Origin of the sequence: Streptomyces himastatinicus ATCC 53653 (genome assembly GCF_000158915.1) — a bacterium.
Classification (GTDB): domain Bacteria; phylum Actinomycetota; class Actinomycetes; order Streptomycetales; family Streptomycetaceae; genus Streptomyces; species Streptomyces himastatinicus.
Window position 1 is genome coordinate 7,712,177 of the sequence record NZ_GG657754.1, and the last position, 3,744, is coordinate 7,715,920.

Sequence of the window (3,744 nt, forward strand, 5' to 3'; positions counted from 1 at the left end):
GCCGTATCGCCGTATCGGTGTCACACCGCCTGGGCCGTGTTCGCCCGCTGGTCGATGGCCTGCTGGTACAGGCGCCCCGCGCGGTACGAGGAGCGGACGAGGGGGCCGGACATGACACCGGCGTAGCCGATCTCGTCCGCCTCTTCCTTCAGCTCCACGAACTCCTGCGGCTTGACCCAGCGCTCCACCGGGTGGTGCCGCGCGGAGGGGCGCAGGTACTGGGTGATGGTGATCAGCTCGCAGCCCGCGTCGTACAGGTCCTGGAGCGCCTGGCTGATCTCCTCGCGCTCCTCGCCCATGCCCAGGATCAGGTTGGACTTGGTGACGAGCCCCGCCTCGCGGGCCTTGGTGATGACCTCCAGCGACCGCTCGTAGCGGAAGCCGGGGCGGATGCGCTTGAAGATCCGCGGGACGGTCTCGACGTTGTGCGCGAGCACCTCGGGGCGGGACGAGAAGACCTCGGCGAGCTGGTCGGGGTCCGCGTTGAAGTCCGGGATCAGCAGCTCGACGCCGGTGTCCGGCATCAGGGAGTGGATCTGCCGCACGGTCTCCGCGTACAGCCAGGCGCCGCCGTCCTCCAGGTCGTCGCGGGCGACGCCGGTGATCGTCGCGTACCGCAGCTCCATCGTCTGTACGGATTCGGCCACCCGGCGCGGCTCGTCGCGGTCCAGCGGCTGCGGCTTGCCGGTGTCGATCTGGCAGAAGTCACAGCGCCGGGTGCACTGGTCGCCGCCGATGAGGAACGTGGCCTCGCGGTCCTCCCAGCATTCGAAGATGTTGGGACAGCCCGCCTCCTGGCACACCGTGTGCAGGCCCTCCCGCTTCACCAGGCCGTGCAGCTCGGTGTACTCGGGGCCCATCTTCGCCCGCGTTTTGATCCACTCGGGCTTGCGCTCGATGGGGGTCTGGCTGTTCCGGACCTCCAGACGCAGCATCTTGCGTCCGTCGGGTGCGACTGCGGACACGTCCGGCACTCCTCTTTGCTTGGCGAGTCTGGGTGGCGCGGCTTTCGATTCGTCGGCGGTCACCAGGGTACGCCCGTCATTCGTACGGATTTACGTCCAGGGCAACCGGTGAGGTCGGGGGCCGCATTCCCCTGGGCCCTGTGCGGTAGGGCCCCCTGCGCGGGCCCTACACGGCGCGGGGCAGCGGGACGGAGGACTCCACGACCGCCCGCAGATGCTTCTCGACCACCGGGATCACCTCGGCGACCGTCACCTCCCGGCCCAGCTCCGCCGAGAGCGACGTCACGCCCGCGTCCCGGATGCCGCACGGCACGATCCGGTCGTACGAGGTGTTGTCCGGGTTGCAGTTGAACGAGAAGCCGTGCATGGTCACGCCCTTGGCGACCCGCACCCCGATCGCGCCGAGCTTGCGGTCCTCGCGGCGCTGTCCGGCGTTGGACGGGGCGTACTCCGGGCCGTTCAGCCGCGGATCGAACTCCTCGTCCTCCACCCGCGGGTCGAAGTCCAGCGTCAGCCCGCCGAGCGCCTGGCGCTGCTCCACCGGGTCGCCCAGCACCCACACCCCGCTGCGGCCCTCCACGCGGGTGGCCTCCACGCCGAAGTCGGCGCAGGTCAGCAGCATGGCGTCCTCCAGCCGCCGGACATGCGCGACGACGTCCACCGGGCGCGGCAGCTTGAGGATCGGATAGCCCACCAGCTGGCCGGGGCCATGCCAGGTGATCTTGCCGCCGCGGTCCACGTCCACCACCGGGGTGCCGTCGAGGGGGCGCTCGTTGTCGGCCGTGCGCCGCCCCGCCGTGTAGACGGCCTGGTGCTCGAGCAGCAGACAGGTGTCCGGGACCTCGTCCGCGAAACGGGCCGCGTGCACCCGGCGCTGCTCCTGCCACGCCTCCTGGTAGTCGACGGCGTCCGCCCCGAACCCCAGATGGACGTAGCGCAGTCGCGTCTGCGAAGCAGGGGGCGTCTCCGGGGACGTTGCGGTCACGGCAAGCTCCTCTTCGGACCTCGTAACAGTTGGCAGTGCCTCCGCCACTGTACGACCGCGCGCTTTCGGACCCCTATCCGGCTCGTTCTCACACGATCGGATGAAAGGAGTCCGACCAGCGCGATCAGCCCGCTACAGCCAGTTAAATTCACGCCGTTCCAGAGGGCGAATCAGGGAGACCGGCAGGCTGATGACGGAACGACCCCCGCAGCGCATCCCCAATCGTCAGCTCGCCGCGCTGATTTCCGAGGCAGGCTTCTCCAATGCCGGGCTCGCCCGGCGGGTGGACCAGCTCGGCATCGAACACGGCCTCGATCTGCGGTACGACAAGACGTCGGTGACCCGCTGGCTGCGCGGCCAGCAGCCGCGCGGCACCACCCCCGCGCTGATCGCCGAGGTCTTCACCCGGCGGCTGGGCCGCCGGCTGACCGCCCAGGACCTGGGGCTTGACGCCTGTGCCCCGGTCTACGCGGGACTGGAGTTCGCGGCCACCCCGCAGGAGGCGGTGGACATCGTCAGCGGGCTGTGGCGGAAGGACTCCGGCAGCCACGCGGAGCTGCGGAAGATCGCCTTCACCCCGGCCGGGCTCGTCGTCCCCAGCCGGGACTGGCTGATCGGACGGCCCGACGACCGGGTGGCGCGCGGTGAGCCCGCGGCCGCCGGTTCCCCGACCGTCCCGGCCCAGGGCGGCCGGGGCGCCGCCGCGGGCCGGGCGGCCGCCGTCGACCGGGGCGGTTGCCGCGGGCCAGGGCACCTCTGCCGGACGGGCGCCGGTGCCCCGGGCAGCGGCAGGCGGACCGGGTCCAGCGCGGCCCCGGCCACCGGGTGACCCCGGGCGACATCGCGGCGCTGCGCTCGGTCAGCGAGCTGTTCCGCACGCTGGACCAGACGTACGGCGGCGGCCACGCCCGCCAGGCCCTGGTGCGCTACCTGGAGCACGAGGGCGAGCCGATGCTGCGCGGCACGTACGGCGAGACGACGGGGCGGCGGCTGTTCGGCGCCGTCGCCGACCTGACCCGGCTGGCCGGGTGGACGTCGTACGACATCGCCGCGCACGGCCTGGCCCAGCGGTATTTCGTCCAGGCGCTGCGGCTCGCCCAGGCCGCCGGGGACCGGCCGTACGGCAGCTACGTGCTGGTGACCATGAGCCGCCAGGCCGTCTATCTGGGCCACGGCCGGGAGGCCGTCCAGCTCGCCAGGGTGGCCCAGCAGGGCGTGGGCGGCAGCGCACCGCCGGTGCTCCAGTCCCTGCTGCACGCGGTCGAGGCGCGCGGGCACGCGGTGCTGGGCGAGGTGCGGGCCTGTACCGCCTCGCTCGCCCGCGCCGAGCGGGCGCTGGAGACGTCGCGGCCGGGCGACGACGTGCCGCACTGGGCGCGGACCTTCGACGAGGCGCAGCTGGCCGACGAGTTCGGCCACAGCCACCGGGACCTCCAGCAGTACCGGGCCGCCGCCCAGCACGCGGAGCGCTCCCTGCGGCTGCGGGGCGCCGGGTTCGCCCGCAGCCGCCTCTTCAGCCGGGTGGTGCTGGCCACGGCCCGGCTGGGCCTCGGCGAGCTGGAGCAGGCGTGCACGCTGGGCGCGGAGGCGGCGCAGCAGGCGTCCGAGATGCGGTCGGCGCGGGCGCTGGACTACGTACGCGACTTCGAACGCCGCCTGGAGCCGTACCGTGACGCGGCCCCGGTCCGCAGCTACCGCGAACGGGTCGCGGCCCTGGGCTAGGCACTGTCCGGCGGATCTTCGCGGGGCCGCGACGCCGCTGTGACATCAGCCGCTGCCGTGGCGGGCCGCACC

The 3,744-nt window shown here is 72.8% G+C and carries 2 protein-coding genes and 1 pseudogene; 1 reads left to right on the plus strand and 2 read right to left on the minus strand.

What is annotated here, in order from left to right; genetic code table 11:
• Window positions 1-20 precede the first annotated feature (20 nt).
• Together lipA and lipB are read right to left on the minus strand one after the other, a co-directional pair.
• Window positions 21-965 carry a lipoyl synthase gene (lipA, locus tag SSOG_RS32745; RefSeq protein ID WP_039939242.1) on the minus strand — a complete coding sequence of 315 codons (945 nt, stop codon included), beginning with the start codon at window positions 963-965 and terminating at the stop codon, window positions 21-23.
• 166 nt (window positions 966-1,131) lie between these two features.
• Window positions 1,132-1,950, minus strand: a complete 819-nt coding sequence (lipB, locus tag SSOG_RS32750; protein WP_009718552.1) for a lipoyl(octanoyl) transferase LipB — start codon at window positions 1,948-1,950, stop codon at window positions 1,132-1,134.
• A 190-nt stretch (window positions 1,951-2,140) separates the two neighbouring features.
• On the opposite strand from lipB, the pseudogene SSOG_RS57605 reads away from it, so the two are divergent.
• Window positions 2,141-3,672: pseudogene (locus tag SSOG_RS57605) on the plus strand (NsdA family TPR-like regulatory protein).
• Window positions 3,673-3,744 lie beyond the last annotated feature (72 nt).